The organism is Lacticaseibacillus camelliae DSM 22697 = JCM 13995 (assembly GCF_001311195.1).
Taxonomy (GTDB): Bacteria; Bacillota; Bacilli; order Lactobacillales; family Lactobacillaceae; genus Lacticaseibacillus; species Lacticaseibacillus camelliae.
This window is the reverse complement of record NZ_BBAJ01000004.1, coordinates 15,838-39,297: the sequence shown is the minus strand read 5'-3', so window position 1 is coordinate 39,297 and position 23,460 is coordinate 15,838. Positions and strand designations below refer to the sequence as shown.

The 23,460-nt window shown below is 56.0% G+C and carries 18 protein-coding genes and 7 pseudogenes; all 25 read right to left on the bottom strand.

What is annotated here, in order from left to right; all coding sequences use genetic code 11:
* Positions 1–20: 20 nt before the first annotated feature.
* The 25 genes and pseudogenes from JCM13995_RS01370 to JCM13995_RS01260 all read right to left on the bottom strand — a co-directional run bounded on the left by JCM13995_RS01370 (position 21) and on the right by JCM13995_RS01260 (position 23,442).
* Positions 21–1,740 (bottom strand): annotated as a pseudogene (locus tag JCM13995_RS01370) (phospho-sugar mutase).
* A gap of 214 nt (positions 1,741–1,954) precedes the next feature.
* Positions 1,955–2,927: pseudogene (trxB, locus tag JCM13995_RS01365) on the bottom strand (thioredoxin-disulfide reductase).
* Positions 2,928–2,978: 51 nt separating this feature from the next.
* Complete coding sequence (locus JCM13995_RS01360) at positions 2,979–4,025, bottom strand: NAD(P)H-dependent glycerol-3-phosphate dehydrogenase (protein WP_054661718.1); 1,047 nt, start codon at positions 4,023–4,025, stop codon at positions 2,979–2,981.
* A 10-nt stretch (positions 4,026–4,035) separates the two neighbouring features.
* Positions 4,036–4,856, bottom strand: a pseudogene (gene lgt, locus JCM13995_RS01355) (prolipoprotein diacylglyceryl transferase).
* Between the two features lies 1 nt (position 4,857).
* Positions 4,858–5,832, bottom strand: a complete 975-nt coding sequence (gene hprK, locus JCM13995_RS01350) for an HPr(Ser) kinase/phosphatase (RefSeq protein ID WP_054661715.1) — start codon at positions 5,830–5,832, stop codon at positions 4,858–4,860.
* Between the two features lie 179 nt (positions 5,833–6,011).
* On the bottom strand, positions 6,012–6,287 hold the full coding sequence (locus JCM13995_RS01345) for a phage holin family protein (protein ID WP_225350627.1): 276 nt from the start codon (positions 6,285–6,287) through the stop codon (positions 6,012–6,014).
* Positions 6,287–6,577, bottom strand: a complete 291-nt coding sequence (locus tag JCM13995_RS01340) for a hypothetical protein (RefSeq protein ID WP_162230894.1) — start codon at positions 6,575–6,577, stop codon at positions 6,287–6,289. The genes JCM13995_RS01345 and JCM13995_RS01340 overlap by 1 nt, the downstream gene beginning before the upstream one ends.
* A gap of 21 nt (positions 6,578–6,598) precedes the next feature.
* Positions 6,599–7,981, bottom strand: a complete 1,383-nt coding sequence (gene liaX, locus JCM13995_RS01335; protein WP_225350626.1) for a daptomycin-sensing surface protein LiaX — start codon at positions 7,979–7,981, stop codon at positions 6,599–6,601.
* Between the two features lie 222 nt (positions 7,982–8,203).
* On the bottom strand, positions 8,204–8,881 hold the full coding sequence (gene phoU, locus JCM13995_RS01330) for a phosphate signaling complex protein PhoU (protein ID WP_054661709.1): 678 nt from the start codon (positions 8,879–8,881) through the stop codon (positions 8,204–8,206).
* A 24-nt stretch (positions 8,882–8,905) separates the two neighbouring features.
* On the bottom strand, positions 8,906–9,664 hold the full coding sequence (gene pstB / locus JCM13995_RS01325) for a phosphate ABC transporter ATP-binding protein PstB (RefSeq protein ID WP_054661706.1): 759 nt from the start codon (positions 9,662–9,664) through the stop codon (positions 8,906–8,908).
* Positions 9,665–9,676: 12 nt separating this feature from the next.
* Positions 9,677–10,483 (bottom strand): phosphate ABC transporter ATP-binding protein PstB, encoded by an 807-nt coding sequence (gene pstB, locus JCM13995_RS01320; protein ID WP_054661760.1) that lies wholly within the window; start codon positions 10,481–10,483, stop codon positions 9,677–9,679.
* A gap of 33 nt (positions 10,484–10,516) precedes the next feature.
* Positions 10,517–11,386: pseudogene (gene pstA, locus JCM13995_RS01315) on the bottom strand (phosphate ABC transporter permease PstA); the annotation flags it as partial.
* Positions 11,383–12,305: pseudogene (gene pstC / locus JCM13995_RS01310) on the bottom strand (phosphate ABC transporter permease subunit PstC). The pseudogenes pstA and pstC, both read right to left, overlap by 4 nt.
* Positions 12,292–13,176: a phosphate ABC transporter substrate-binding protein PstS family protein gene (locus JCM13995_RS01305; RefSeq protein WP_054661703.1), complete on the bottom strand. Its 885-nt coding sequence runs from the start codon at positions 13,174–13,176 to the stop codon at positions 12,292–12,294. The pseudogene pstC and the gene JCM13995_RS01305 overlap by 14 nt, the downstream one beginning before the upstream one ends.
* A 98-nt stretch (positions 13,177–13,274) precedes the next feature.
* Positions 13,275–14,450 carry a two-component system histidine kinase PnpS gene (gene pnpS / locus JCM13995_RS01300; protein WP_173581552.1) on the bottom strand — a complete coding sequence of 392 codons (1,176 nt, stop codon included), beginning with the start codon at positions 14,448–14,450 and terminating at the stop codon, positions 13,275–13,277.
* A 41-nt stretch (positions 14,451–14,491) separates the two neighbouring features.
* Positions 14,492–14,833, bottom strand: coding sequence for a hypothetical protein (locus JCM13995_RS17950; protein ID WP_156314274.1), 342 nt, complete (start codon positions 14,831–14,833; stop codon positions 14,492–14,494).
* Between the two features lie 105 nt (positions 14,834–14,938).
* Entirely contained in the window at positions 14,939–15,643 is a 705-nt protein-coding gene (locus tag JCM13995_RS01295; RefSeq protein WP_054661700.1) for a response regulator transcription factor, read from the bottom strand.
* Positions 15,640–16,371: a PDZ domain-containing protein gene (locus JCM13995_RS01290; protein ID WP_162230893.1), complete on the bottom strand. Its 732-nt coding sequence runs from the start codon at positions 16,369–16,371 to the stop codon at positions 15,640–15,642. Before JCM13995_RS01290 ends, JCM13995_RS01295 begins: the two co-directional genes overlap by 4 nt.
* On the bottom strand, positions 16,323–16,685 hold the full coding sequence (locus JCM13995_RS14825) for a hypothetical protein (RefSeq protein WP_162230892.1): 363 nt from the start codon (positions 16,683–16,685) through the stop codon (positions 16,323–16,325). The genes JCM13995_RS01290 and JCM13995_RS14825 overlap by 49 nt, the downstream gene beginning before the upstream one ends.
* 186 nt (positions 16,686–16,871) lie before the next feature.
* Positions 16,872–17,759: a permease-like cell division protein FtsX gene (gene ftsX / locus JCM13995_RS01285; protein WP_054661694.1), complete on the bottom strand. Its 888-nt coding sequence runs from the start codon at positions 17,757–17,759 to the stop codon at positions 16,872–16,874.
* Positions 17,749–18,437: pseudogene (gene ftsE / locus JCM13995_RS01280) on the bottom strand (cell division ATP-binding protein FtsE). The gene ftsX and the pseudogene ftsE overlap by 11 nt, the downstream one beginning before the upstream one ends.
* Positions 18,438–18,519: 82 nt before the next feature.
* Positions 18,520–19,636 (bottom strand): peptide chain release factor 2 gene (prfB, locus tag JCM13995_RS01275; protein ID WP_156314273.1). Its coding sequence is split into 2 segments (ribosomal slippage): positions 18,520–19,563 and positions 19,565–19,636, totalling 1,116 coding nucleotides; the frame shifts between segments, so codons are not numbered across the junction.
* Between the two features lie 73 nt (positions 19,637–19,709).
* A pseudogene (secA, locus tag JCM13995_RS01270) lies at positions 19,710–22,071 on the bottom strand (preprotein translocase subunit SecA).
* Positions 22,072–22,208: 137 nt separating this feature from the next.
* Positions 22,209–22,769, bottom strand: coding sequence for a ribosome hibernation-promoting factor, HPF/YfiA family (hpf, locus tag JCM13995_RS01265; protein ID WP_054661691.1), 561 nt, complete (start codon positions 22,767–22,769; stop codon positions 22,209–22,211).
* Between the two features lie 112 nt (positions 22,770–22,881).
* Positions 22,882–23,442: a ComF family protein gene (locus JCM13995_RS01260; protein WP_225350625.1), complete on the bottom strand. Its 561-nt coding sequence runs from the start codon at positions 23,440–23,442 to the stop codon at positions 22,882–22,884.
* Between the last annotated feature and the right edge of the window lie 18 nt (positions 23,443–23,460).

Below are 23,460 nucleotides of genomic sequence, written 5' to 3'. Positions count from 1 at the left end.
AGTGCCAGGCCCTGACTTCATCATGAGTTTTTAAAATTGGTCAGTGCAGTCTCAAAGTCCGCCAGCTTTTTGTCTGCGGCATCCTTCGAATCCGCCACCGTACCCACGTAGAACTTGACCTTCGGCTCGGTGCCGGACGGCCGGATCGCGATCCAGGTGCCATCAGCAAGAAGATACTTCAGCACGTCGGAAACCGGCATGTCGATCGCCGTGCTGGTGCCATCCGCGTTGGTCTTGCGCTGCAACTTGTAATCCTCGGTCGAAACCACTTTGACGCCCGCAAAATCAGCCGGGCTTTCCTCACGGAACTTGGTCATCAAGCCGCCATTTCTTTTGGCCCCTCAAGGCCTGGGAAGTCTAAGCCAACCGTTTTTTTCCGCGTAGTGCCCGTAACGATCATACAGGCCCTGAATGCCATCCCACAGCGTCTTACCTTGGGACTTGTAGTACGCGGCCACTTCCGCCAGCAGCACTGTGGACTGAATGGCGTCCTTGTCACGCACAAACGGCTTGATCAGGTAACCGTAGCTCTCCTCAAACCCGAAAAGAAACTCGTGGCTGCCGGTTTCCTCGTATTGTTTGATCTGATCGCCGATGAACTTAAAGCCGGTTTCCACGTTGATCATCTCAACGCCGTAATCCTTGGCAATCGCCGTTGCCAGCTCGGTGGAAACAATCGACTTCACCACGGCCCCGTTAGCCGGCAGCGTGCCGGCCTGCTTGCGGGCCTCAAGGATGTAGTGCAGCAGCAGACTGGCAATCTGATTGCCGGTCAGCAGCTGATAACTGCTGCCAGTCCAAACCGCGGTGCCCAATCGGTCGGCATCCGGATCAGTCGCGATCAGGACATCCGCATGACTCTTTTTTTTCCCATCTCGATCGCCAAATCGAACGTTTGCGGGAATTCCGGGTTCGGAAACGGGGTTGTCGGAAATTCCGGATCAGCTGTGGACTGCGGCAAAACGAGCTCAAAGTTTTCAAAACCGGCGTTGCGCAGCACCATCTGGGCCGGGATCCGGCCAGTCCCATTCAGCGGCGAGTAGATCAGGCTCATATCTTTGCCAACCGTCTTGACCAGGTCGGCATTGATCGTCACGGTACCCACGGCGCGGTAATAAGCCTCATCCACGCCTTCCCCGATGATGTGCATGAGGTCCTTTTCGCGCAGCGTGTGCACATCCATCACTTGGATGCCGAGCAGATCCGTGACACTGCGAACATACTCGGTGATCTTATCGGATTCAGCCGGTGGCATTTGCCCGCCATCTGGCCCATAAATTTTGTAGCCATTGTACTGTTTCGGGTTGTGGCTGGCCGTGATCATGATACCCGCATAGGTTTTAAGGTGGCGCACCGCAAATGACAACTCCGGTGTCGGCCGCAAACTATCGAAAACAAAACTCGGAATCCCGTGCACCCCAAGAACCGCCGCCGCCTCAGTGGCAAACTGCTGGCTCATGTAGCGCGAGTCGAACGAGACGGCCACGCCTTGTTGCTTCTGCGCAGCTGGCAGCGTGTCCATGAACCGGGCCAAGCCCTCAGTGGCCTGACGAACAGTGTAAATATTCATCCGCCCAATGCCGGCACCAATGATTCCGCGCATCCCTGCGGTCCCAAAACTCAGCGGCGCGGTAAAGGCTTCTTGCTGCGTGGCATCGTCCATTGTCTGTAACTCTTTCTTCAGTGTGGCATCGAGTGTGGCTCATTTAGCCACGCCTGATAGTTCTCCTTATATCCCATGTGATCAGCTCCTGTCTATTATTCAGGCTGCGATTGACACGCTTATTGTAACCCTGGATTCAAAATAAAGCGCGCACAAGCGCCTCCTCAAGCAATTCACACCCGAGGGTTTACTCGTTTATTATCGCACAGCCGCCTCCTGATTCAATCGGCCGGTCCAAACTCTCATCCGCAGCCAAGAAAAAAAGCACCAATCAGCGTTTACCGATTGGTGCTAACATTTACTTTTCCTCGGCTGAAGGCACAGCACCGGCCTGCAGCTGGTCGTCCTGCAAGCTTGAATGTAATTGAACGCGCTTTGTCCCGCTTGGCCGCCTTCGCTACCGCAGTCGCAATCTGCCGCAGGTTCTTCGCGCGGACGTCACCGATGGCAAAAATGCCCGGGACCCGCGTTTCCATCAGCTCGTTAGTCGGGATCCAGCCAGCGTCATCGAGCACGTCAACGTGCTTAAAGCTGTCCGTCAGCGGCTTAATGCCAACGTAGATGAACACGCCGGCAGCCGGCAAAACCTTCTCCTCGCCGGTGACCTTGTCGCGATACCGCACACCAGTGACCTTGTTGTCGTCGCCAAGAATTTCCTCCGTTTGTGCGTTCCAAACAAAGTGCATCTTATCGTTGGCAAACGCCCGCTGCTGAATGATCTTCTGCGCGCGAAGCTGGTCGCGGCGGTGAATCACGGTCACTTTTGAAGCAAGTCCTGCCAGGTAGAGCCTTCCTCAACAGCGGAATCCCCGCCGCCGATCACGGCAACCTCCTGGCCTTTGAAAAAGGCCCCGTCGCAGACGGCACAGTACGAGACCCCACGGCCGCCATAGTCTTCTTCACCAGGCACCCCAAGCTTGCGGTGCTCGGCCCCGGTCGCGATGATCACTGCCTTGGCCTGGTACTCGCCTTCATCCGTGACCACGGTTTTGATTTGGCCATCAGTCGTCAAATCAGTCACGTTGCCGTATGCATACTCGGCTCCAAACTGCGTGGCCCCATCGTACATCTGCTGGCCCAGTTCCGGCCCTAGAATGGACTTAAAGCCAGGATAGTTCTCCACAGCCGCAGTGTTGTTCATTTGGCCGCCGTAAATTCCCCGGTCAAGCATGAGCACCGACAGGTTCGCGCGTGACGCATACAGCGCCGCCGTCATCCCACCAGGGCCAGCACCGATCACGATCACATCATATTGTTTTGCCATGGCAAACACTCCTTCGCAGCATTTTGCTTACGTTTTGTAAGTCTTAAGCCACTATACCTGCTTCGAGGCATTTTGTAAAGTCAGGCCAAAATCAAATTCCGGCTTGCCTTCTCGCGCCATCAGGTCAGTGATCACGGTTTTAATTGGCGCGCCTTGATACAGCACTTGGTAGATGCCTTCGGAAATCGGCATGTCGCAGTCCTGATCCTTGGCAAGCTCGTGCACGACCTTCGCGGTGGAGACGCCTTCGACCACCATGCCCATGTGCGCCAACACATCGGGCAACTTTTCGCCTTGGCCCAACGCGTTGCCCGCCCGCCAGTTGCGGCTGTGGACACTGGTGCAGGTGACGATTAGATCCCCGACGCCAGACAGGCCGATAAACGTCATCGGGTTCGCCCCCATGTGCGTGCCAAGCCGAGTAATTTCGGCCAAGCCCCGCGTCATTAACGCGGCCTTGGTATTGTCACCGTAACCCAAGCCGTGCAGCGCACCGGCCCCGATCGCGATCACATTTTTCAGTGCCGCGCCCAGCTCGACGCCGAGCACGTCGGTGTTGGTATAAAGCCGGAAATAGTCGTTCATGAACAGCTTCTGGACCGTCTGCGCCGCTTGCAGGTCCGTCGACGCCACGGTCAGCGTCGTGATATCCCTGGTTGCGACATCCTCCGCGTGACTCGGCCCGGAGATCACCACCGGCCCGCGGAAGGCGCCTTTGGGCAGCACGGCGGTCAGGACCTGAGACACCCGCAGCTTCGTGTTAAGCTCCAGGCCCTTGGCCGCATGGGCAATGATTGGCTGTTGATCTGTTAACAACGGCGCGACTTGCTCGGCCACGCTGCGAATCGCGTTGGTCGGCACCACAAATAAAATCACCGTGGCCCCAGCAACGGCCGCCGCCAGATCAGTCGTCGCGCGCAAACAATCGTGCAACACAAAATCAGGCAAGTAGTGCTGATTGTGGTGCGTCTCATTGATTTCGGGAATCTGTTTGGGATTGTGGGTCCAAAGCGCGACGTTCAAGCCGTTTTCCACCAACAGGTTGGCCAGTACCGTGCCCCAAGAACCGGCGCCGAGTACCGCAATTTTATCAGTCAAAAGATCACTCCTATAAGTTGTTCAGGGAAAAGCCGTCCATGTACCATGGCACATTCTTGTGGCGCCGCCAAATCACAAGCCCTAACGCGGCCACAAACAAGACCACCGAAAGCAGCTGAGACACGCGCAGCCCAGGCATCAGGTACAAACTGTCCGTCCGCATGCCTTCAACAAAGAAGCGGCCAAAGCTGTACCACATGACGTAACTGAGCACAATTTCGCCGCGCTTGAACCAGCCCTTGTGGCGCCGGACGCTCATGATCAGCACGAAGCCGATCAGATTCCACATGGATTCGTACAGGAAAGTCGGCTGCCGGTACGCACCACCGATGTTCATCTGCTGAATGATGAACTCAGGCAGGTGCAAGCCGCGCAGGTAGGTTAGCGTGGTCTTGGCCCCGAAGGCTCCTGGTTCATGAAGTTGCCCCAGCGCCCGATGCTTTGCGCGATCATAACGGTTGGCGCAGCGATGTCCAACACGAGCCAGGCTGGCAGCCACTTTACCCGGCAGTAAATCAGGAAAACAATAACACTCGCGATCAGCGCGCCGTAAATGGCGATTCCGCCGTTCCAAATCGCGATGATCTGATCGGGATGTGCACTGTAATACGGCCACTCAAAGGCCACGTAATACAACCGCGCGCCGATCAGCGCAAACGGCAACGCCCACAGGACAAGGTTGATGATGTGATCTTCCCCGATCCCGCGGGCGTTCGCCTCACGTGTCGCCAGCCACACGGCCAGCAGGACCCCGCAGGCAATAATCACACCGTACCAGTGGATCTCGAGCCCGCCGAGCCTGAGTGCAATTGGATTTAAAGCTGCAATCATACTATCCCTCGCTATCGGTCGAATCCTTGGCGTCTGCCCGATCGGCCTGTTCATTTGATTTAATTAACTGATTCAAATTGTTTTCAAACGTCTTCGTGGCGTCGTAGCCCATCGATTTGGCGCGGAAGTTCATCGCCGCGACCTCAATGATCGAGGCCAGGTTCCGCCCGACTTTGACCGGAATGGTGATTTTCGGCACACTCACGTCAAAAATCTGCTGACTCTGTTCGCCGGAGCCCAAGCGGTCAAACTGCTTGTCCTTCGTCCAATTCTCCAAGTGGACGATTAAATCAATGTTGGCATGCGACCGCACCGCACCGGCGCCGAACAGGTTCATGACGTCAATAATGCCCAGGCCGCGAATCTCCAGCAGGTGGGACAAAATGGCTGGCGCCTCGCCGACGATCGTTTGCTCGTCCTTCTGGTAGACATCCACGCGATCGTCCGCAATCAGCCGGTGGCCGCGCTGAATCAGCTCCAGCGCGGTTTCCGACTTGCCGACCCCGGAATCACCCGTGATCATGACCCCCAAACCGTAAAGGTCGACCAAAACGCCATGCATGCTTTGCCGCTCGGCCAGACGGCTTTCAAGGTAGTCCGTCAGCAAGCTGGACAGTCGCGTCGTCGGCAGCTTTGAGCCTAGTACCGGCACGTGGGCCGCATCGGCCGCCTCCAGCATTTCCGGCAGCGGTGCGATCCCGCGCGACACCAAGAACGCCGGCGTATCTTCGGCCGCCATGCGTTTAAGAATCACCAGCCGCTCGGCAGCGGTCATGTTACGCGCGAAGGCACTTTCGGTGCGCCCGAAAAGTTGAATCCGTTCATGGGGATAATAGTTAAAGTAACCGGTCAGCTCGAGGCCTGGCCGCGAAATATCGCTGACGACCACCTGGCGCTCTGCTAAGTACGGTTCACCACTATACACGAGTAAGTTAATGTCTTTGACCAGCTGCTTGACTGAGACTTGGTCTGCCATTGGATCCACCCCGCCTTTCACTCATTGTTAATAGTGTATCATCACTGCTGGCAACTTAACAGGGCCGCGCCCATCAGAAAAAAGCCAGGCAATCCTGCCTGGCTCTAGCTTAGCGGTCCTTTCTGGGCTCACCCAGCGTCGCGTTTACGATACTGACCACCAAAGCAAAAATCAATTCACTACCAAAGCTGAAAAAACGTGATCCCCGGCACGACCTGAGTCATCAAGACGACCATCAGCGCGTTAAGCACCAGCAGCGACAGCCCCAGGGTGAGAATGGTCAGTGGAAAGGTCAGTAGTTTTAAAATCGGCTTGAGCAGCCCGTTCAGCAGGCCGAGAATCACTGCCCCGGTGAGCGCCGCCTGCCAATCAGCCACGTACAGCTGATTGGGCAGCAGCTCGGCGTAAACAATGAACACGACCATGGTCAAAATGACTTTGCGGATAAAACCCATTAAAAATCACTCCAGTCATCATGGTGCGCCTGCCGCTCATGATGAGATTCTTCCTTGACGTGCTGGGCAGGTTTCGGCCCCGGCTTGATGTATTCCTGCCAGTCGCGGTGATCGTGGCGCCGCGACCGACTGGTGTGGCCTGACTGCCGCCGGACCAGCCACCAAATCAGCAAGCCAATCAGGACCGGCCAGATCAGAATATGCAACAAGGCGATCCCAATGAAGAAGCTGAACCCAATCACTAGGACTAACACGATCCCCACAATGATCAGAATGATTGGTAAGAACAACAGTGGCATCATGTCACCCCTTTACTTCGATAAGTCGGTGTCTTTGAGCTGAATCGTGCCTGAGGACACGCTGGCCTTCAAGGTGCCGGCGCCGGTGCCAGGCCGGTCAAGCGACAGCGCTTTGGTCTTCGCATCAGCTTCAACGCCGCTCATTCGGCTCTTAATGCTGCCAAACCGAGTCCGCGCCTCGCCGGTCACCGCAACGCTGGCCGGCATGGCAAGCTTCACATCACCGTTAACTGAGCTTGCTGTCAGCGCTTTGAAGTCGCTCACCAGTGTGGTCCGAATCGTCCCGTTAACGGTCTTGAGTTCCAGCGTCTTCGCGTCGCCTTTAAATTTAATGTCGCCATTGACGGCGTCAACCACCAAGTCGTGAACTTGGCCGTTGACCTTCACGCTGCCATTGACGCCCTCGGTTTCCAGCATGACCGCAGTCAACCCTGAAAACGTCAGGTCGCCATTCGTGCTCTTGGCGAAAAAGTCCTTGCCAGAAAGCGCGTTGACCTTTAGGTTGCCGTTCAGCAGTCGCAGCGAAACATGGTCGTAATCGCGCTTGGGCACGGTAATGATGAGATCCGCCTGAATCCGCTTGTTCGGCACTTGGAAAATGAGGTGATCATCTGTCACTTCGACCCGACTCCGGTCGAGAAACGACTGGAGCGGCGACTCGCCGGCCATTTTACCATAAAGCTTGATGTCGGCTTGAATGACCACATCGCGGCCGTCGCCTTCTACTAGGGTCACATCACCATTGGCCACCTTAACGTCGATGATCGATGCCTGACTGTCCGGGTAGCTAAAGGTGTGGCTGAACTTCTCTGTCGCCAGCCCCGGGACCTTAATGTTCACGTCTTTCCAATCCACGTTATCAAGAACGGAGCTGACGGTCTTCTTGACCATCGACCCGATTTGGTTCGTCGTCACGCTGACGGTCTTGCCTAAATCGTTCAAGGCATCCTTGGTTTGATCCTGCCAGTCGTCTGGCAAGATGCCGGCAAGGCTTTGCTTAGTCAGCTGGCGCTTCTGGCGGTGCAGATCCGCGAGCGTCTGACGCAGCTGTTCCTGCTGATCAGCAAGTTGCACCAACTTCTCACCTAACTGCGCATTTTCCCGCTTCAACGTCCCGCGCTCTTCGTATTTCGCCGCGGTCAACGTGTCAAGGTCCTCCATCGTGTCGAGCACAATGATCTGCTCCTTGTTCGCGGCAACCTTGGCCTGAGTTTTCTTGATCTGATTGCTCGTGGCGTCCAAACTGCCACTGACTTCCGCGATTTTAGTATTTAGTTTGGTGAGGGCCGAGTCTTCGTCAGGCGCCGCCTGCGTCTGGCCGGTTGTCGCGTCAGGCTGAGACTGCTTGCCCTGTGGGGCGCTCTGCTTCTTGGCCAGGTTCTCTAAGAGGACCAACGCTCTTCACTCGTGATCACACCTTGTTTAACTAAGTCTAGGATCCGTTCACGTTCATTCATGAGATTTACCTCCAGGGTTTCTGACTACTGCTTGTAGTTATAGTATGGTCGGTCCTGGCCAAAAATGCATAGGTCCTAAGGTTGATTTTACCCCCAGCCCAAGGCGCAGGAGGCGGGCAGAGGACACGAAAAAAGGCGGTTTCCCCGCCTTTCATGCAGATTAGAAGCCGTCTTCTTTCGCATTCGAATTGAGTTCCAGCAACTTGCCGGTTTTGAGGTACAAGATCCACTCACAGATGTTGGTCACGTAGTCGCCGATTCGCTCCAGGTACGAGGAAACCAACATATAATCCATCGAGCCAACGATGGTATCCGCATCACGGGTCATTTCGTCGATGCACAGATAGTAGATTTGGCTGGAAAAATCATTAATGCCGTGGTCCTCCTCAGCGATTTGCCGGGCCGCATCAACGTCTTCCTTGACGTAGGCATCGAGCACCTGCTCGACCATCTCCTTGACCGCGGCCGCCATTTGCGCGATCACTTGCTCGATTTCAGGCACTCGCGTCTCACCCTTGACGCGAATCGTGGACTTGGCGATGGACACGGCGTGATCGCCCATGCGCTCCAAGTCGGAACTCGCCTTCATGATTGTCACGATCATGCGCAAATCGGACGTCACGGGTTGCTGCAGCGCAATCATCTCAAAGCTGCGTTTTTCCAGGTCCACCTCTCGCTTGTTGATGTGAAAGTCGTGATCGATCACAGCATGGGCCAGCGTCTTATCGTGATTAACGAAGGCCTTCACCGAGTCAAAAATGGCCTCGTTGACCATCATGCCCATCTCCGAAAAACGTGCGTGTAGGTCATTAAGCTCATCTGAAAATAGTCGCCGCATGACGATTCCCTCCTTGGCCCGAACTCAGCCGAAACGGCCGCTCAGGTAGTCTTCGGTTTCTTTTTCCTTCGGGTTCAGAAACATTTTTTTTCGTGTCATCGAATTCGACCAACCGACCTTGAAGGAAAACGCGGTTTTGTCGGAAATTCGCGATGCCTGATGCATGTTGTGCGTCACAATGATGATTGTATACTGATCGCGCAGCTCCAGCAGCATATTTTCAATCTGGGTGCTAGAAATTGGGTCCAGCGCCGAGGTCGGCTCATCGAGCAAAATGACTTCCGGCTGCACGGCCAAGACCCGGGCAATGCAGACCCGTTGCTGCTGGCCCCCGGAAAGTGACAGCGCGCTGTCGTGAAGGTTGTCCTTGACCTCGTCCCAAATGGCCGCCTGCTTCAGACTGGCCTCAACAGCCGCGTCTAACGTCGCGCGGTCCTTGACCCCGGCCAGGCGCAGCCCGTAGACCACGTTGTCGTAGATGGAGAACGGGAACGGATTGGGCTGCTGAAACACCATCCCCACGCGTTTGCGCAAGGCGACCACATCGGTGTCCGGCGCGTAGATATCCTGATTTTCCAACCGAATCTCCCCGGTGATCTTGACACCTGGAATCAGGTCGTTCATGCGGTTCAGGATCCGCAGGTAAGTCGACTTGCCACAGCCGCTGGGGCCGATCATGGCCGTGATCTCGTGCTCATTGAAGTCCAGATCAATGCCCGTCAGTGCCTCAAACTTGCCGTAGAACAAGTGAACGTCTTTGCTGGTGATCACTTGATTTTTCATGGGCGCCTCCTGCTAGCCAAAGTGGCCAGAAACATAATCGTCCGTCGCCTGAATCTTTGGCCGCGTGAAAATTTTTCTGGTCTCATCGTACTCAATGGCCGTCCCGGAATAAAAGAACGCGGTGTAGTCGCTGATTCGCGCCGCCTGCTGCATGTTGTGCGTCACGATAATGATCGTGTAGTGTGCCTTCAGCTGCAGCAACGTGTCTTCCACGACCGAGGTGGAGATCGGATCAAGCGCACTCGCCGGTTCGTCCAGCAGCAAAATATCAGGCTTCATGGCAATGGCGCGGGCGATGCACAGCCGCTGCTGCTGGCCGCCGGAAAGGGCCAGCCCACTCTGGTTGAGGTCATCTTTCACCTGGTCCCAAAGTGCAGCGTCCTTAAGGCTCTGCTCGACTAACTGATCCAGCTTTTCCTTATTGTGCTCGCCAAAGCGGCGCGGAGCAAACGTGATGTTGTCGTAAATCGATTTGGCAAACGGATTGGGCCGCTGAAACACCATGCCGATGTGCTTGCGCATTTCGTAAACATCGACCTGCTGGGAGTTGATATCAACGCCGCGATACATGATTTGGCCGGTGACCCGCGTGCCTTCAATGGTGTCATTCATCCGGTTGAGCGACCGCAGAAAAGTGGATTTGCCGGAGCCGGAAGCCCCAATCAAGGCAGTGATCTTGTAGCGTTCAAACGGTAAGGAAACCCCGTGAAGGGCCTCATTGTCACCGTAAAACACCTTGACGTCATGCGTTGCCAGGGCGATTTCCTGATTGTCGTCAAATGGCCTGATAAAGGTATCGGTTAAAGAATAATTGTTCATGTGGCGACCTTTCTGCCTTATTCGGCGGTCATTTTTTTTGTACAGGCGTTGCCCCAGAAAACGGGCCAAGACGTTGAACAGCAACACTGCGAGGATCAACACGGCACTGGCCCCGGCAGACACCGCGGCCGCATCGGGCTGAATGCCCTCTGAATTGATTTTCCAGATGTGCACAGCCAACGTCTCAGCCGGCCGGAAAATATTCAAGGGGCTGGCAATATCTAATGGATTCCAGTCGCCGAAATTGAGGGCTGGCGCGCTTTGGCCAGCGGTGTAAATCAACGCCGCGGCTTCGCCAAAGACCCGGCCGGCGCCGAGAATCATCCCCGTGATGATACCCGGCAGCGCCTCGGGAATCACCACGTGAATCACGGTCTCCCAGCGTGACAGGCCCAGGGCCAGGCCCGCTTCGCGCTGCGCAAAGTCCACCTGCCGAAGAGAATCCTCGATGTTCCGCGTCAGCAGCGGCAGGTTGAACATCGTCAGCGCCAGTGCGCCGGACAAAATTGAGAAGCCAAATTGGAATTGCAGCACGAAGACCAGAAACCCGAACAACCCAACCACCACCGACGGCAACGAGCTCAGGATCTCGATTGCGGTGCGAATAATGTCGGTCAGCCGGTTGGCCTTGGCATACTCGGCCAGGTAAATGCCGGCGCCAAGTGAAATCGGTACCGAGATCAGCATCGCGAGCAGGAGCAAGTAAAACGAGTTGAACAACTGAATCCCGATCCCACCGCCAGCCTCAAACGCTTTGGCCGGACTAGTCAGAAAGTGCCATGACACATGAGGCAGCCCCTCAACCAAAATGTAGCCCAGCAGGCTGGCAAGGATCAAAACGATGAGCACGGCGATGCCGTACAGCACCGCGGTGGCCAACCGATCTTTTTGCTTGGCGTTCATCGTTTCATCTCTCCTTTCTTCCCGATCCACCGAATCACGAGGTTAAAGGCCAAAGACATCAGCAGTAGCAACAGCGCCAGCGACCACAGGGCGTTGTTTTCCAGCGACCCCATGACCGTATTCCCAATGCCGGAGGTCAGAACTGAAGTCAAGGTCGAGGCCGGGCTGATCAAGTTGTGCGGCAAAAGCGCCGCGTTCCCGATGACCATCTGCACCGCCAGCGCCTCACCAAACGCCCGCGCCATGCCGAAGACGACCCCGGTCAGGATGCCTGGCAGGGCGGCGCGCAAAACCACGCGACTGATGGTTTGCCAGCGCGTGGCGCCGAGCGCCAAGCTGGCCTCGCGGTAATAGCGCGGCACGGCGTTCAGGCATCCGCCGTCATCGAGGTCACCGTCGGCAGGATCATGACAAACAGAACAAAAGTGCCCGCCAGGATCCCAAAGCCGGTGCCCCCGAACACGTGGCGAATCGCCGGGACGACCACCGACAAACCGATGAAGCCGTATACCACACTGGGAATGCCAACCAGTAATTCGATCACCGGCTGGAGGATCTTTTTGCCCATCTTAGGTGAAATCTCCGTCATGAAGATCGCCGCACCGACGGCAAAAGGAGTGGCCACCACCGCGGACAGGAAGGTCACCCCGAACGAGCCAACAATCATCGGCAGCGCCCCAACTTGGGGATTACCGTGCGCATCCTTCACAGAGGGCGACCAAACACTTTTACTGAGAAACGACCACAGGTTCACCTTATCTTCAAAAAAAGTGGCCAGCCCGCGGGACGCGACAAAGAAGAAAATCGCGACCACAACGATCACGATCAGACTGATACAAAACAGGCTGATCAGCTTCCCCCGCCGCTCAAGCTTGGCAGAACGGGAGCGTTTAAGCATTGCCGCTTTAATTGGATCCATTGTTCTTTTCCCCCTGCTCGGCGATCACGTTCCCCTTGGCATCCCGCGTGACCTTCATCGCGGTGATCGGGATATAACCCATCTTGCCGACCAACCGCTTTTGCGTTTGCGGGCTTTGGATGTACGCCAGGAACTGTTTGGTCAAGCCCTTGGGCTGACCCTTGGTGTACATATGCTCGTAAGACCAAATCGGCCAATCGTTCGTCGTAACATTTTGGTCCGTCGGCTTGACCCCACTGAGCGATAATGCCTGGACCGTGGCATCAACATAGGAAAACGCCACGTAAGAAACGGCCCCTGGCGTGCTGGCCACAATCGACCGGACCATCCCGGTCGAGTCCTGCTCCTGCGCCGGCATCGGCTGGCGATCACCAAGGACCCACCGTTCAAAGGTCGCACGAGTCCCCGACCCCTGGGCGCGGTTGACCACGACGACTGGGAGGTCTTTGCCACCGACCTGTTTCCAATTCGTGATCTCGCCAGTGAACAGACGCCGGAGCTGGACGACGGTGAGGTCTTTGACCCCCACCTGTTTGTTGGCAATGGGGGTGATGCCCACGACCGCCACCTTGTGATCGACCAGTTTGCCCGCGTTGATCCCAGGCTTTTCCTCGGCAAACAGGTCTGAGTTGCCGATTTCCACTGCGCCTTGCTGAATCTGCGACAGGCCGGTCCCTGTGCCGCCTCCCTGCACGTTGATGAACACGCCTGTGTGATCGGTCTGATACTGCTCAGCCGCGGCTTCCACCAGCGGTTGCAGCGCACTTGAGCCGACCGCCGTGATCGACTCGCCGCTGCTCTGACTCGTCCCACACCCGGCCAAGGCCAGAAGTCCGGCTAAGGCGAATAACAATAAATGGCGCTTTTTCATGTTCACCCCTCCACGACCGTCATCGGCCCAGTTGTGGTTGCTTTCGCGTTAATCCATAACAAGAAAAGTGTATCAATGTGATGTAAATTGTTGCCGCATCATTTGTAAAACCTGGGTAAATCAGCCAACGGCAGACTCACCGTAAAGGTCGACCCAACGCCCACCTGACTGGCCAATGTGACCTCACCGCCAAGTTGCATCACCATGTCGTGAACAATGGCAAGGCCCAAGCCGGTCCCGCCATTGTGGCGGCTGCGGGCTTTATCGACCCGGTAAAAGCGCTCAAAAATGCGTTCCTGATCGTTCTCCGCGATCCCGATGCCCGTATCTTGGACGCTCAGCTTCAGATTCTTTTCGTCCGCCGTTGCGGTCACGGTGACGACGCCGTCTTTGCGATTATAGAACACCGCATTGTTCAAGAGGTTTCTGACCACTTGAGAAAATTTAGCAGGGACAGTGGTGATGGTCAGGTCTTTAGGCACATCCGTCTTCACCTCAAGCCCTTTTTCGGCAATCGGCTGTTTCAGGCTCTTCAGCGCGTCATTCACCAGGTCCAGCACGTTCACTGCCTTGGCCTGAGCTTGCCCTGAATCAGGCCGGGAAAGGGTCAGAATGTCGGTGATCAGCTGGGTCAGGCGAGAACTTTCGTCGTAGATGATCTGCAGAAACTGGTCCAACGTCTTGGGGTCGTCTTTTGCGCCGGCCAGCAGGGTCTCGGCAAACCCGCTAATCGCAGTCACCGGCGTCTTTAACTCGTGCGACACGTTGCCGACAAAGTCCAGCTGCATTTGCTCGACCTGGCGCAGGTAGGTCACGTCGTACAAGATGACTAACACCTGCAGCTCGGCAGTGCCGCGGTTTAAGGCAATCACACTGGCATCGACCGACTTCTGCGTGTTCAGCATGGTCAGCTCCTTATGGTGCGTCTTCTGATTGCGGTAAGTATGCTCGATCATGCGCGCCAGGCGGTAAGTTTTGATGTCGTCAAAATAATCGTGCTTGGTCTCCTGAATCGGGTGCCCGACCAACTCCGCCATGGCGGAATTAGCCAGCAGCACCTGGCGGTTTGCATCCAGCAGCATGACGCCAAGCGGCAGATGATCGATGAGGCGGCCGAACGTGGCCTGGCGGATCTCCACCTGGGACTGCAGGGTTTGCGTGGCCGCGTGAAGCGACTCGATTTGCTTCCCCATCGCCAAAAACGGCGAATCAGGCGTGAGAATGATTGGTTCAGGGGCACCACCGGCCTCGATGCGCGCCAGGTTGCTGGTCATTTTCGCCAAATGCCCCGTCCAGTACCGGTGACGCCGCGCCATCAAGCGAGCAGTGCGACCAGCCCAAGAATCGCCACCCCAATCATCCCCCAGGCCACCGCCGGCGCCACGCTGAACAGCGTTGCCCTTTTTTGCCAGACGCCGACGAACTGATTGTGGCGCCGGCCAACGTAAACCTGCTCCGACTGGCCGTTGACTGTCATCGTCGTACTGTGGCCGAGAATCGTTCGCTGCTGATCCACCAGTTTCGTCAGTAGCCTGGCCCGCGTGCCGCTTTCCCGGCCATTGAGCACCGTAAAGGTCACGTGGTTGTCCATCGCCAGTTGCTTGGTCGAGGCAGTGCCAGGCTGATCGTCACTGAACGTCTGGTAAAGCGCCGCCAAGTGGGTCCCCTGCTGGGTGTACAACACGCGATCAATGGCGACCCACAGGGCAAAAAAAAGCCTGCGATAGCGAGTATGCTAACCCAGGCAATTCGACGCACATGCTTACTCATGAGGCGCCTCCATCTGATAACCGAACCCGCGCACCGTTTTGATGTAATCCGGATGCTTCGGATCCTTCTCGATTTTATCGCGCAAGTGGCTGACCTGAATGTCGACCATCCGCGTTTCGGCCGGATACTCAAACCCCCAGACCCCATTCAAAAGGGCATCGCGGGAAAGCACCTTGCCCACCCGCTTAGCAAAGTACACTAGCAGTTCGAACTCTTTGGGGGTTAGTTGCAAGCGGACCCCAGCCTTGCTGGCGCGGTAATTTTCGGGGTCAATGGTCAGCTCACCCACCACCAATGCTTGCGCAGGCGGTTTAGGCCCGCTTTGGCGCGGCTTATCCACGCGGCGTTCAATGGCTTTGATCCGCGCAATGATTTCACGCGGCGAAAACGGCTTGGTCACATAGTCATCAGCGCCAAGCTCCAGCCCCACAATCTTATCCGTTTCACTATCCTTGGCCGTCAGGATCATGATCGGTGTTTCTAAATTGGCGGCCCGCAGCTTTTTGGTCACCTCAAGCCCATCCAGGCCGGGCAGCATTAGATCTAAAATGATGAAATCAAAGCTTTGCTGCAGAGCCAGGCTGAGCGCTGTATCCCCATCTTCCGCAGTGGTCACGTCGTAGTGCTCCTTCTCCAAATTGTACTGAAGCAGGGTGACGATTGCTGGTTCATCATCGACGACAAGAATCTTTTTCATGCTTGTTCCTCCGCAAATGTGATCATTCCCAGTTCGTGCGGGACGCCGTTAAAAACCGCTGTTTCGGCCAGTCGGATGGCGCCGTCAAGCCGCATCACCTTCAGCCGGCAGTAGGTCGGAGACGTTTGGAGCGCCGCGTATAGTTCATTTTCCGTGTGGACGGCCTGATGGTTGCAGGTCAGGACAATGTCGCCTGCGACAAGACCCATCTTGCTGGCCGGGGTGTCCGGCTGCACCGCCACGATTCGAACCCCGGTGCTGGTCTGTGAAATCAGGCCAGTGCCGCGCCGGGTCGCCGCCCAGTTGGCGAGCCCAAGAATGCAGCCCAGCGCCGCCAAAGCAAAAATGGCCATTTGACCGGCGGCCGGCCGCCAGTACACCAAGCCGGCCACAATCAAGGCAACCAGTCCGGCCCCCAAGTACTGCCACGCCCACGCATCGGTGGCCCGCGTCGGCAGCTGCTTGCGGGTGGTCAAGGCCGCGCCGACAATCAGCGGCAGCCCAACCAAGGCAAAACGAGTCGCCCCGATGCCCAAAGTTGGCCACCACCCAAACGCCTGCAGCCAGTCGCCAGGCACCGGCAGCACCAACGGCAGCCAGTACCACTGCCGCCGACTGTAAGTCGCGATGCGCGCCCCACGCTTGCCCGGTCGCAGCTTGGGCACATCAACCGCAGGATTCAGAAAGCGCAGCAGCAGCGCATTGGCCAACCACACCAGCGCGACCATGGCCACATAACCGCCAGCCAGCGCGCAGGGGCAGGCACTGGCCCGAACCAGGCCGGCAGCACCACGATCAGACCGGCAAGCGCCAAAAACCATGGCGCAAACCCCAGCCCCGAGAGCAGCAACGCCAGCACCTCAAGAAGACCAGACATCAGCATGACGGGCTGGGGCAAAGTTGCCCCTAAGAGGACCAACATCAGACTGAGAATCAGCCCACAGCCGATCCCCCAAGCAGGCCCGCCCACCAGTTCGTCCAGTGACGGTCGATACTGGTCCCAAACACCGCTCGTTCTTGCCTGATCCGATGTTCGCGCCAAAAAAGTGCCACGAGTAACCCACACACCGTTACCGGACTCAGAAATATCGTGACCAGCAAATGTCCCATACGCACCTTCCTCACTATTCATCGTAAGTATAGCATGGATTTTCTGCGCACCAAAAGCCCAGGACTACCAAAAAACCGTCCTGCCTCATGGCAAAACGGTTGTAAGCGGATTAATTGATCAAGCTTTGAGGTACCGGCGCATCGAGACCACTGAGCCAAGGCCGCCAATGATCACGCCGATCAAGGCCATCCCCAAATCAAGCCACAGTAGAAACGGCATGTTCGGATACAGCGAGAAACCATTAGCCGCTTCGGTGAAATGCGCGTTACGGGCCACCAGGCTGTACCCAAAATCGACGATCAGCATAGGCAATAGCGAGCCGAAAAGCCCCGTCCACGCGCCTTCCAGTAGGAACGGCCACCGAATATAGGCGTTGGTCGCCCCGACCAGCCGCATGACTTTGATCTCATCACTGCGCGACAAAATCGTGATGCGAATCGTGTTCGAAATCAGGAACACTGCCACAAACAGCAACAGGATCATAAAGAAGGCACCCCACCGCTGAATCGTGGCCACCGTCCGGAAAAGCTTTTTGGCCGTTGTCCCACCGTATGTGGCCTCTGACACGCGAGGCATTTTTTCCGCCTGTTTGGCCACGCTGATGGTGTCCTTCGCAGAATCGGTATCGACCATGAAAATATTGTTCAAGGGGTTTTGATCCCCGCGAAACATGGCCCATTGCGAGCCGTAACTGCCAACAATCGAATTCAGTTCTTGGCTGGCTGACCGGTAGGTGACTTTCTTCACCTTGGCTAACCCTTCCAAGTTCTGCTTCAGGTTGGCCTGCTGCTTTTTGCTGGTTCCTTTTTGAATGTAGACCCGGACGCGCACATCGTTTTCGACCTGCGTCGAAACTCGGTTCACGTTCATCAGTAGGGCCAGAAAGATCCCCACCAACAGCAGCGTCACCGTCACGGCGGACACTGCAGCCACTGACATCCAGCCGTTACGCTTCAGGCTCTTGAGTGAGTCCTTCACGTGACGCATAAAGATATTAGTTTTCATCGCTGTAGCTGCCTCCTTGCTCGTCCCGGACCAGCCGGCCGCCGGCAATTTCCAGCAGACGGTGCGGCCGCTCGTTGACGATTTCGCGGTTATGCGTCGCCATGATCACAGTGGTACCTTCCGAGTTGATCTTCTCTAAAATGTCCATGATGCCTTCTGAGGTATCCGGATCCAGATTGCCCGTCGGTTCATCGGCGATCACGACGTCAGGCGCGTTCACGATGGCCCGGGCAATGGAGACCCGCTGCTGTTCGCCGCCGGACAACTCATTAGGGAACCGCCGAATTTTTTTTGCTCCAGGCCTACCAGCTTGAGGACATGCAGCACGCGCGGCTTAATGTCTGCCTCTTTGGCCTCAACCACCTGCATCGCATAGGCGACATTCTCGTACACCGTCAGCCGTGGCAGGAGTTTGAAATCCTGAAAGACAATGCCGATGCCGCGCCGAAAATACGGCACTTCCTTGGGCGCCATTTTGGCCAAGTCGTAATTGCCGACCTGGATGGTGCCATGCGTTGGCTTCAATTCGTGGTAAAGCATCTTGATCACGGTCGACTTGCCGGCACCGCTGGGTCCGATCACGTACAAAAATTCCCCCGGGTCGACGGTCAAACTCAAATCCTTGATCGCGATGACGCCATTGTCGTACTGCTTCATCACGTTTTTCATCTGAATCATGACTTCGCTCCTTTATTTAAAACACTATCGCTGAGTATAGCAAAGCAATACGTCAGACTGATTGCAGCCAGATTACATTTGATTACGCCGGGTTGGCGCTGGCGAGTTCCCACTGCAAATAGGCATAGATAAACGGGTTAAGCGCACCGTCCATCACCGCCTGACCGTTGCTGGTCGAGTAGTTGGTGCGGTGATCCTTCACCATCGTGTACGGGTGGAAAACGTAGGAACGGATCTGCGAACCAAACGCCACATCCATTTGCTGGCCCTTGATAGCCGCGGCCTGTTCCGCCTTTTTCTCCTGTTCACGTTGATACAGTTTGGCTTTCAGCATGGCCATCGCAGTCGCCTTGTTCTGAAACTGACTGCGCTGAGCCTGACTCGAGGTCACGATGCCCGTCGGAATATGGATCAGTCGGACCGCACTGGAGGTCTTGTTAATGTGCTGACCACCGGCCCCGCTGGAGCGGAAGACCTCCATTTTGATGTCTTCCGGCCGCAGGTCAACGTCGATCGTGTCATCCAACTCAGGCATCACATCGACTGAAGCAAAACTCGTGTGCCGCCGGCCCGCCGCGTCAAACGGCGAGATGCGGACCAGCCGGTGCACCCCTTTTTCCGAACGCAACATGCCATAAGCGTTCTCACCATTGATCAGCAGCGTCACACTTTTGATGCCGGCCTCATCGCCGGCCTGATAATCCGCCACTTCGACGGTGTAGCCGTTCTGCTCCGCCCAGCGCTCGTACATGCGCGTCAGCATTGAGCCCCAATCTTGCGCTTCAGTGCCACCGGCGCCGGGGTGAATTTCGATAATGGCATTGTTATGGTCGTATTTACCATTGAGAAGCAGCGCCATTTCGTACTTGCTGAGCTTGTCCTGCAGGGCCGCCATGTCGTGTTCCAGCTCCTGCTGCAGTTCTTTGTCCGGTTCTTCTTGAAGCAGCTCAAACGCCACGTCGAGATCATCGAGTTTACTTTGCAACGCAATGAAGTTGTCGTGTTTGACCTTCAGCTGATTGTTTTGATCGATCAGTTTTTGTGCGGCCTCCTGGTCGTCCCAAAATCCTGGTTCGGCCATCCGCCCCTCGTTTTCAGCGATGCGTTCGTTCAAGGCATCGAGGTCAAAGCGACCCCCTAAAGTGATTTATTTTGGCCCGCATTTCAGCGAGCGTGGTGCGTATTTCAGCGATTTCCATCGTGTCGTTCCTTTCCCGATCCGTGATTTCGTCAAAAACGCCAAGGCGACTACTGTCTGCCCTGGCGTCTTGATCAACGACGAATGTTCTGACGAATCTGTGCCTTCATGAACAGGCGGGTGACCCCGTCGTCCATGTTGCCAATCATTTCCTCAAACATCCGGTACGCTTCTTCCTGGTACTCGACCAGCGGGTTCATCTGCCCGTAGCCGCGCAGGCCAACACTTTGCCGCAGCTGATCAAGCGCATCGATATGCTCTGTCCACAAGCTGTCGACCACGCGCAGGATCACGACTTTTTCAAACTCCAACATTTGGGCTTTGTCGCCAAGCTGGTTCAGTTTGCTGGTGTAGTTGTCCTCAGCCAACTGCTCAAGGGTCTTGATGATCTCATCGCTTGAGCGCTTAGCCAGGTCGCTCTTCTTGAAGTCTTCATCCGTGACCATGTTTGTCGTCACGTAATCGTAAATCTTGTCGAGTTCCCATTCGGCCTTCTCGCCTTGGGTGTGCGCCTGCACCATGCGCGTGATGCAGCGATCGATCATGGCCATCAGCACCGGTTTGAGGGTCTCATCTTCGTTGATCACCTGCTGCCGCTGTTTGTAAATGACCTCACGCTGTTCGCGCATGACGTCATCGTACTGCAGGGTATTTTTACGCGTATCGTAGTTGTTCCCTTCAACGCGCTTTTGCGCAGATTCAACGGAGCGCGAGATCATTCGACTGCGGATCACCTGCTCATCGTCATCCAACTTAAAGCGGTCAAGCATCTGCTTGATTCGTTCCGAGCCGAACCGCTTCATCAGGTCATCCTCAAGCGACAGATAAAACTGGGTCGCGCCAGGATCGCCTTGCCGCCCAGAGCGGCCACGCAGCTGGTTATCGATCCGGCGGCTCTCGTGCCGCTCTGTCCCGATAACTGCCAGCCCGCCAACGGCCGTGACGCCAGGGCCGAGCTTGATATCGGTCCCCCGCCCGGCCATGTTGGTCGCGATCGTGACCGCACCGCGCTGGCCCGCGTTCATGATGATCTCGGCTTCCTTGGCATGGTTCTTCGCGTTCAAGACGCTGTGCGGAATGCCTTCTTCATCCAGCAGCTTGGACAGCCGCTCGGAAGATTCGATGGCCACCGTCCCGACCAGGATCGGCTGGCCCTTGGCGTGACGAGCCTTAATATCCCGAGTCACCGCTTGAACTTCGCATCCAAAGTCGGGTACAGAATGTCGGGTGAATCCACCCGGATGACCGGCTTGTTAGTCGGAATCGAAATGACTTCCATGTTGTAGATCTCACGGAATTCTTCCTCTTCGGTTTTCGCCGTCCCGGTCATGCCGGCCAGCTTGTTGTACATCCGGAAGAAGTTCTGATACGTGATCGTGGCCATGGTCGCATTTTCGTCCTGGATCTCGACGCCTTCCTTGGCCTCGATTGCCTGGTGCAGGCCGTCGGAGAAACGCCGGCCTTCCATAGCCCGGCCGGTGAACTGGTCAACGATCAGCACTTCGCCATCTTGGACCATGTAGTCGATATCCTTGAGCATGATGTAGTTAGCCCGCAGCGCCTGATCCAAATGGTGAGTCAGGGCGGTGTTTTCAGTGTCGTAGAGGTTCTTCAACCCGAAGATCTTTTCCGCCTTGCGAATGCCGTTTTCAGTCAGCGCAACGGTTTTCGTCGGCCAATCGATCTTGTAATCGTCCTCTTCTTTGAGGGTCTTCACAAACCGGTCCGCGCGAATGTACAGCCCCGTCGACTTTTCCGCCCCGCCAGAGATGATCAGCGGCGTCCGCGCTTCATCAATCAAAATCGAGTCAACTTCATCGACAATGGCGTAGTTCAGCGGCCGCTGAACCATCTGCTGCTTGTAGACAACCATGTTGTCACGCAAATAGTCAAACCCCAGTTCACTGTTCGTCGAGTAAGTGATGTCGGCGTTGTACGCCGCCTGTTTCTCCTCAGACGACAAGTCGTGGGTGTTGAGGCCAACGGTCAGACCAAGCCAGTTATAGAGCTCGCCCATTTCAGTGGCATCACGGCCGGACAAGTACTCGTTGACGGTGACAACGTGAACGCCTTTGCCGGCTAACGCGTTTAAGTAGACAGGCATCGTGGCCGTCAGGGTTTTCCCTTCACCGGTTTTCATTTCGGCAATATTGCTTCGTGAAGGGTGATCCCACCAATGATTTGAACCCGAAACGGGAACAGACCCAAAACGCGTTTGGCGCCTTCACGGGCAGTCGCAAACGCTTCCGGCAAGATATCGTCAAGGGTCTCGCCCTGCTCTAGCCGGGCTTTTAACTCAGGGGTTTTCGCTTGCAGGTCCTCATCGCTCAGCGCAGCATACTCATCCTCATAAGCCATCACCTGATCGGCAATTTTTCCGAGACGGTTGACTTCGCGTTTATCGCTTTCGACCCAAGATTTTAATACGTTTGCCATTCAGTAATCCTCTCCTGTCATCCAACTTTGCATACTTCTGACAGTATCTAAGTTATTCTATCATTGTTCCTGGGTCTTTACACGTTTAGCCAAAAAAACCGCAGATCTTAAAGATCTGCGGCGCGTCCTACTGACGTTTACTCGTCAGTTTCAATCAGGCCGTAACGCCCATCGCGGCGCTTGTAGACGATACTGGTGCCGTTAGTATCGGCATCCTCAAAGATGAAGAAGTTATGCCCCAACATGTCCATCTGCAAAATGGCTTCCTGCGAATCCATCGGCTTCAGCGATACCCGCTTGGTCCGAACGACGGACAAATCGTCCTCGTTGTCATCGGTACTAGTTGGTGCTGGTGTGCCTTCCGGTGCCACATCGATTGGTGCAAAGCCCTTTTCACGCGACTTGCGGTTGATCTTGGTCTTGTACTTACGCACCTGACGCTCCAGCTTATCAGTGACCAAATCGACGCTGGCGTACAGATCCGGACTGGTTTCCTCAGCCCGCAAAGTCAAATAAGACAATGGGATGGTCACTTCGACCTTGGCGGTTTTATCCTGATAAACCTTCAAGTTGACGTGCGCGATCGCCTCGACTGAACTTTCGAAGAACTTGTTCAGCTTGCTGATCCGCTTCTCAACATAACTGCGAATGGCATCAGTGACTTCGATGTTTTCGCCACGAACGTTGTATGTGAGCATAAAACTTCTCCCCTTTCATCCGTGCAACTCGTTGCACACAGGTAAATGAGCTGGTAAAGCCCTTTCACCCTTCGACTTTATTATATCGAACTGACCGCGGTGAAACAAATATTTATCTGATCAGCGAGCGGCTGATCACTTCGCCTTGATACCCCGCAGCGCGCAGGGCCGCCTTCGCGTGATACAACGTCCGCCCGGTCGTGTACAAATCATCTAGCAGGACAATCCGCGGTGGCACCACTGCCGGCAGATGAGCCGTAAAACTTTGCGCGGTGACCAGGCGCTCGGCGCGCGTCTTTTGCGCCTGAGGGACTGCCGTCTCCCCCTTAGTGAGCCACAAGGCCAAAGGCAAGTGACCAAACAAGCCCAGCACCGGATCAAACCCGCGCCGAGCGTAGTGCCCGGGCTCACTGGGGATCGGCACTAACGCCTGGTTTCGAGAAGCCAGTTGCAAGACATCCGCAAACGCCGAGTGCAGACGGTAGTCGCCTAGGCCCTTGTACTGCTGAATAAATGCTTTCATCGGCGCGGTGTAGCGAAACCAGGCGCGATGGTGCAGCAGCGTTTCCCCCTGCGCCGCCCACCGCTGACAGTCCTGACAAAGCGTTGATGAGCTGCCGCGGCCGCAGCCAGGGCACGCATCCTGCTGGTCGATCAACTCAAACTGAGCCAAACACCGCCGGCAAAGCGC